The following is a 6785-nucleotide window of genomic DNA, read 5'->3' as shown; positions in this document are numbered from 1 at the left end:
TCCGTTCTAAGTGTAGACACTATCAATTTTGAATAATAGTTTAATGTCAAGGGGTTACACGATTTTTTACCGCTAAAACGCAGAACATCCGCTCTAAGTGGAGGTGCTTCTTTCTAAGCAGGAGAGCAAAAGTAACTATAACAAGCAGGAAGGGGTCAAGGGGGCTGGCCCCCTTGCGGGGTGGGTCTGAGGGAGGGGCGGAGCCGCCTCCCTTCTTTCTTTTCTTAGGGGTGAATATTGTTATACATGTTTCTGCTCTCTTGCTTATTGCCGGAGCTTTTCCCGTACAAAAGCAATTTCTTCATCTGCGGTGTTAACGTTGCCGCGCAGCTTGTGGTCGAGGACTTCCCTGAGGATGACGGAATAGACGGGGCCTGGCTTTATGCCCATCTGCTGAAGTGTCATGCCGTCAATTGCCGGCTTGAGATTCCTGTGTTCGGTGAGATAGCGGGATATGGCCCTCTGCTTGCCCTTGTCGACATGACAGGCGGCCATCAAAAACAATACGCCCTCTATGTTAAACCCCCGCAGGGCGTGATAGATGACAGCCGGATCACCGCAACCCAGCACCGACATGGCCGCCTTGTAATTGCCCAGCGCCTTCTTTATGATCTCCTTCGTCCGAGGTGGTGCGCAGAGCCTGTCAAGCGTGGTTGTCTGGGCGGATTCACTGATGCCCGACAACAGCGCCATGAAGTACACCGCACCCGTGTCGGCCTCCTTATCGGCCTCCTCCGGCAGGAAGGTCAGCCTGTACCACGAAAAGGTGTCACGCACTGCATACAGCAGCGATGCAACCTGTCGGGTATATGTCAGTTCCCGATGCAGGACTGCCAGAAGCCCATAGCTTGAGAGGCGGTGCAGTGCCCGCTCCGGCTCCGTCTCCCTGAAGATGAGCAGAAACTCGTCGTAGAGGCGCGTACCGGATAGCTTGTCAAACAGGTTGAAGCTGATAGCAGACCTTATCAACTTTTCCATGTGCTTGCTGATCTTAAAACCAAAGCGCTCGGACAACCTCACTGCCCTGAAGGCCCGCGTGGGGTCTTCAACGAAACTGAGGTTGTGCAGCACGCGTATGATGCGCTCTTTGATGTCCTTCTGGGCGCCGAAGAAATCAATGAGTACGCCAAAGTGTCGCTCGTTTATACTGATGGCAAGGGCATTGATGGTAAAGTCCCTGCGGTAGAGGTCTTTCTTGATGGAGGAGGTCTCAACGGTTGGCAGGGCAGCGGGGCTTTCGTAGTACTCGGTTCTGGCCGTGGCGATGTCTATGGTGAAGTCCTTGGGAAGATTGACCCGTTCAAAGTCTGGGTGTTTGATGGCGCTGATCTTGGCGGTCTGAAACCTGTTGTGCGTCTTGAATTTGGCGTGCAGGTACCTGGCCAGTTCGCCGGCAAAGGCCAGGCCATCTCCTTCGATCACAATGTCGAGATCGAGGTTCCTCTGGGCCATCAACAGGTCACGCACGCAACCGCCAACGAGGTAGGCCTTGACGTTAAGGCGGTCTGCTATCTCACCGGCTATCAACAACAGGTTGTTGGCAAATCCCGGCAACCGCTCCCGCAGCACGGCGGCAACATTGCGTGAAATGGCGTGCTTGGGCTCCGTTATCGTACCGGGATAGCGCTCCTTGCGGATGTAGTCTTCGTAGAGGGTGCGCAGGAGGTCTGTTCTGGTTATGGCGCCGACTATCTCATGGCCTGCGACAACCGGCATGAATCGTTGGTTTTTTTCGATCATGGCCTCTTCGATTTCGCGTATGGGGGTAGTGGTGTAGGCGGTGAGTTCATCGGTGGTGGCGAAGTCGTAGACGGCGCTGTCGTGGAAGCCGTGAAAGATGGCCTTTTCCACGGTCTCGCGTGAGATAAGGCCGGCGTAGATGTCGTTTTTGAGCACGGGCAGAACGTTTATAGCGTATTTGGTCAACAGACGTTGGGCATACTTTATCGTCGAGGTGAAGTTGATGCTCACCACCGGCGATGTCATGATGTCCTTGGCTGTCTTGGTGGGTTTGACGATAGAGGGCAACAGTGCTGCAACCCGCTCTTTGATGAGCAGTGGATTGAGCTCGTTGACGATGGCGGAGGCCGCCATGGGATGGCCATCGCCACCAAACTTGCGCAAAAGGTCGGCGATGTCAAGCTCTGCCACTCGACTCCTGCCAATCATGATGCTCTTGCCCTCCATGCCCAGGATCAGCACCAGGGCGTCTATGTCTTCCATATCCATGATGTTGTGGGCCAGTTGTGCGGCATCCCCCATGTAGCTCTCCAGGGTTGCCGTGCCAAGCTTGACCCTGATGCCGTGGATAAAGACCTCGGTCATCGAGCCTATCAGTTCGTTCAGGAGCAACAGGGCGTCCTTGCTCAGTTGTGGTCTGAGATAGTCGGAGACGATGTTGAGGTTTGCCCCGCGCTTGAGCAGGAAGGCGGCGCTCAGGAGGTCTCTCTCCGTCGTGGACAGGAAACGCAGCGAGCCGGTCTCCTCGTATATGCCCAGGCACAGGATGGTGGCCTCCAGCGGGGTGATGAATATCCCCCTGGTGCGGATCAGTTCGGTTATAAGCGTGGCGGTGGCGCCGACTTCTTCGATGGTCTCTACAGTTGCCTCGATATCGCCATCACCACGTCTGTGGTGGTCGTAGAGGAAGACCTGAACCCCCTGTCTGCCCAGGAGCGACTTGAACTCGCCGATCCGCTCCGGGGACTTCGTGTCCACAATGATCAGACGCTTGACTCGCTGCATCATGACGTCCTTTATGCGCAGCGTATCAACGGGGAACGTCTTGAGAAACTCCCTCACCACCCGCTCCTGAGACCCCGGAAACACCAGCCTCCCATCGGGGAAGAGCTTCTGTACCCCGATCATAGAGGCAAGGCAGTCAAAATCAGCGTTTACGTGACAGGTGATTATATCCATTTTTTCTGGCGGAGAGGGGGGGATTCGAACCCCCGGTGAAGTCGCCTCCACAACGGTTTTCGAGACCGCCGCCTTAAACCACTCGGCAACCTCTCCATAGGGGTATTATAACTGATCGCTCAACAATTTAAAAAGCTATGGGTAGTTTAGGGGTATCCTCTTTAAAAAGCAGGGTAAATTTTATTCCACGGCTAAAAGGCATGGATTCCTGCTTTCGCAGGAATGACAGTTACAGCCGTTTTTCAAGTGTGTCATTCCTGGCTTGACCAGGAATCCAGTATACGTAAAAGTATAGTTACCATAGAAATATAAAGAATATACCTTTCAGACCTTGTTGTGATATCTGCTCTGCCCCTCCTTGAAGGAGATCGTGAATTTGGTTCCTTTGCCGGTGTCTATATCCATGACGCCTTTGAGCTTGCTCCTGACGAGGTCATTGACCAGTTGCAGGCCGGTGTAACTTTGTTTTTTGAGGGCCTGTTCTCTGTCAAGCCCTATGCCGTCGTCACTGATACTCAGGGTAAAGTCGTCGTTGTTGCGCTTGAAGACGATGAGTATCCTGCCCTTTTGGTCTTTTGCAAAGGCATGTCGGAGGGCGTTTGAGATCAGCTCGTTGATGATGAGGGCGCAGGGCAACATGAGATTGATGTCAAGGTCGTCGGTGTCCACCTCGATATCGATATCGGGGGAACTGTAGTACAGCTTGTAGGAGGATAACAGTTCACCCACCAGTTCGCTAATGTACTCCTGTGGGTTTATGGTTGAGAGGTCGGGGCTGTTGTAGAGCTTGCCGTGCATCAGGGACATTGCCCTGATCCGGGTGTAGCTGCTTTTGAAGATCGTAAGCAGTTGCGGGTCGGTAATGTGGTCTGAGCTGAGACTGAGCATGCTGGAGATTATCTGCAGATTGTTATTGACCCTGTGGTGGAGTTCCTTCAGTAGGAGCATCTTGTCCTTGAGGGAGGCGGTTAGTTGCTTGTTTGCCTGCTCCAGTTGCCGTGTCCTGTCCCTGACGATGTCCTCAAGCTCATAGTTGTCCTTAAAAATCTGCTTTTCCATTTCCTTGAGGTCGGTAATATCCATGCAGCAATAGATAAAGGCCACGGGTCTGTCGGCCTCGTCGATAACCATGTCCGAGATGAGCTGCAGGTGCGTATACCCACTACCGGCAAAGACGAGTTGTTCGGTCTTGTGTCTTTTCTCATCCGAAATGACACAGTACTGATTAGGCAAGAACTCATCCAGCGCCCTGCCACGCATCTGCCCTGGTGTGATGCCAAAGATGGTAGCCTGAGCGGCGTTTACGTACTGTATCCTCATGCGGTCATCTATAATCATGACGCCAATCTGCATGATATCAACGGCCTTTTGCAGCACGGTTATATCCCCGATGGTGCATAGCTTTGTTTCAGGAGGCTGTTGCCTGTCAGTGGAATCCCTGCGTGTCCTCATGGCAAAATTTAGCTTTACCGCACCCCTCAACTCATAGGGGTCAAGCGGTTTGCGCAGAAACGAGCAGACATCAAGGTCGCTCAATGTCTTGAGCATCCCGGCATTGTGTCCGTCCGTCAGGACAACAAACGATACGTCACCGTGGTAGTGCTTTTTCAGGAGTCTTATGAAGTCAAGTCCCCCGATATCCATAAGTCCGATGTCCATTAAGACGAGAGCGGGCCTGTGTTGTTCAAATCCCTCAAGCCCTTCCATGACACCTGTGGCGGTTAGTGTCTTGTATCCGTCGCCGGAGAGGGTATCGCAGACCTCCCTGAGCGTTATTGCATTGTCATCTATGACCAGTACCGTATCGTTTAACATATGTGTACCCTATCAACCCTTAATAAATCGCCATATTTTCTTATCGGAGAGATGAATGTGATCAATGAGCCAGTCTCTGAGAAAGTTCATCAACTTCGCATCCACCATCACCTTACCCTCGGCAAATTGCTCCTGAAGGTCAAGCACCTGCACAGTGAGTCGTTCGTGTTCGTGTTTATGTTGTGCGATGTCGGGGTATTTGTAGGTCTCCATGAGGGCTTCCTCAGCGTTAAAATGGTACCTGGTATAGTCAATAAGCTCCTTGAAAATCCCGCTCATGATATCCTTTGCCTTTTTTGCACTCATTGCATCAAACAGCTTGTTTATAATGTCTACCAGCACCTTGTGCTGGTCGTCTATCTCCCTGATACCCAGGCCAATGTTGTCATTCCATACTATAAAAGGCATTTTCGCTGACACTCCAATCTTGTTATTTATCCAAATCACCCGCGATTTAACCCTCCCCCTCACCCCTCCCAGGGGAAATCCCCGGGAAGAGTCACGTTTAACGCACGGGGATGCGGGGGATTTATTGGGCCTGTCCGAGTTTGCCGAACTGTTCCTGAAGCAGTTGATTCAAGGCTGCTTTTTCCTCATCTGTTGGTTCCTTCTTGTTGTCCTTTGCCATTATGCCGTACTTGTCAAGGTCAAAGGCATACAGGAATAAATCCCTGGCAGTAGCAGAGCTGCTGGAACTCATGCATGCCGCAAAATAGACATCAGAAGTGGGAGCAATCACATAAAAACCGTCATTGCCATACCCATAGACAGCACTCGATGAGCTGCTCATGGGAAATAACAAGCATACAGGATTCAATACTGTATACGAGGGGTACGTAAGGATGGCTATCTTCTGATTTACCGAGGCATTAAAAACCAATGCCACCATGTTAGTGCTTGAGACGTTTCCATAGGCGGCCCCTATAAGCCCCGGGTACTGGGCTGCAACTGCCGTGGTTGCCAACATCATTGTCAATGCAATAGCAATAATCGTCTTTTTTAACATCGTGTTCTCCTTTTTTTAGTGTTTTGTTTTTGTCTGCTTACGCTTGCTTGTCACTGATATTGCCATGTTGTTACCTTACATGTCATGACCTCCTTATCTAAGCGTTAGAATACGTAATCTTATTTTATAGTAGCATGTAGGGGTATCTGTTAGTCAACCTGCTCCAGAGGCGTGCCTTTCTTTTCTTGCATTGCACACAATCGAAACGCTCTGTATATAGCCATTTGGCAAGTTTATTGCGGATGTGTAATCCTAATTGATACTATACTGAAATGACACATGTTTTTTCAGGCATGATAATTGAGTGTGAAATAATGGGGTCAAGGGGAGGGGTGGGGCACCCCGGCCACGAAGAACAAATAGCCCTGGCAGAAACTGCGAACCCATAGATTTTTAATGTAAAGCTTTATGATACAATAATAGGTATGCATGTTACTATGTACCGTGAATTTGTAGAGACTTTTGTCGAAGTCATCAACATTTAATGAATCTCGAAATAATTTGGCAACCAATTAAATCGGTTTTTTATTTTATCATGGCCGGCGCTTGTGAGATTGGTGGTGGCTATCTCGTGTGGCTTTGGTTGCGCGAGAACAAAAGTGTTTGGTATGCCTTTGCCGGTGCATTAATACTAGTTGTCTATGGTGTCATTCCAACGTTGCAACCTGCTAACTTTGGACGGGTGTATGCAGCATATGGAGGAATATTTATCGCTCTTTCCATATTATGGGGTTGGAAAATTGACAACGTGGTACCAGATAGATTCGATTTGATTGGTGGTGCAATGGCATTATGTGGTGTTGTAATCATCATGTACTGGCCTCGGCAGTAATTTAGCGCTGTATCGTCTGGAAAGTGTTGAGGCCGTTTATATGGAAACTCTAACCTTTGCGTAGCGTGAACTCCTTTTTGGGGCATTTATAAGCCACTCAATATATCTCTATGGTTTCGCACTTTCTGGATTCCTGCTTACGCAGGAATGACACAGATGGGCGCAAAATACCATTTCTTGTCATTCCCGTGAAAACGGGAATCCATTTTCAAA

5 protein-coding genes and 1 tRNA gene are annotated in these 6785 nt (G+C 50.2%); 1 reads left to right on the top strand and 5 read right to left on the bottom strand.

All coding sequences use genetic code 11. The features are described 5' to 3' along the window. Positions 1-264 precede the first annotated feature (264 nt). The 5 genes from HWQ67_RS10640 to HWQ67_RS10620 all read right to left on the bottom strand — a co-directional run bounded on the left by HWQ67_RS10640 (position 265) and on the right by HWQ67_RS10620 (position 5740). Positions 265-2919, bottom strand: coding sequence for a CBS domain-containing protein (locus HWQ67_RS10640; protein ID WP_218252669.1), 2655 nt, complete (start codon positions 2917-2919; stop codon positions 265-267). 6 nt (positions 2920-2925) lie between these two features. Next, positions 2926-3015 (bottom strand) — tRNA-Ser (locus HWQ67_RS10635). Positions 3016-3243: 228 nt separating this feature from the next. Then, positions 3244-4734, bottom strand: coding sequence for a histidine kinase dimerization/phosphoacceptor domain -containing protein (locus HWQ67_RS10630; RefSeq protein ID WP_218252668.1), 1491 nt, complete (start codon positions 4732-4734; stop codon positions 3244-3246). A gap of 12 nt (positions 4735-4746) precedes the next feature. Then, entirely contained in the window at positions 4747-5142 is a 396-nt protein-coding gene (locus tag HWQ67_RS10625) for a bacteriohemerythrin (protein ID WP_218252667.1), read from the bottom strand. A 121-nt stretch (positions 5143-5263) separates the two neighbouring features. Further along, positions 5264-5740, bottom strand: coding sequence for a hypothetical protein (locus HWQ67_RS10620; RefSeq protein WP_218252666.1), 477 nt, complete (start codon positions 5738-5740; stop codon positions 5264-5266). A gap of 484 nt (positions 5741-6224) precedes the next feature. Here HWQ67_RS10620 and HWQ67_RS10615 point away from each other — a divergent pair, with 484 nt between their 5' ends. Next, complete coding sequence (locus HWQ67_RS10615) at positions 6225-6572, top strand: YnfA family protein (protein ID WP_218252665.1); 348 nt, start codon at positions 6225-6227, stop codon at positions 6570-6572. Positions 6573-6785 lie beyond the last annotated feature (213 nt).

Origin of the sequence: Candidatus Magnetobacterium casense (assembly GCF_019173545.1) — a bacterium.
Classification (GTDB): Bacteria; Nitrospirota; Thermodesulfovibrionia; order Thermodesulfovibrionales; family Magnetobacteriaceae; genus Magnetobacterium; species Magnetobacterium cryptolimnobacter.
This window is presented reverse-complemented; position numbering and strand designations above follow the sequence as displayed.

Bases quoted from the DNA above. Each gene is read 5' to 3' on its own strand.
- HWQ67_RS10615 (WP_218252665.1), top strand. From the start codon at position 6,225: ATGAATCTCGAAATAATTTGGCAACCAATTAAATCGGTTTTTTATTTT.
- HWQ67_RS10630 (WP_218252668.1), bottom strand. From the start codon at position 4,734: ATGTTAAACGATACGGTACTGGTCATAGATGACAATGCAATAACGCTC.
- HWQ67_RS10640 (WP_218252669.1), bottom strand. From the start codon at position 2,919: ATGGATATAATCACCTGTCACGTAAACGCTGATTTTGACTGCCTTGCC.
- HWQ67_RS10625 (WP_218252667.1), bottom strand. From the start codon at position 5,142: ATGCCTTTTATAGTATGGAATGACAACATTGGCCTGGGTATCAGGGAG.
- HWQ67_RS10620 (WP_218252666.1), bottom strand. From the start codon at position 5,740: ATGTTAAAAAAGACGATTATTGCTATTGCATTGACAATGATGTTGGCA.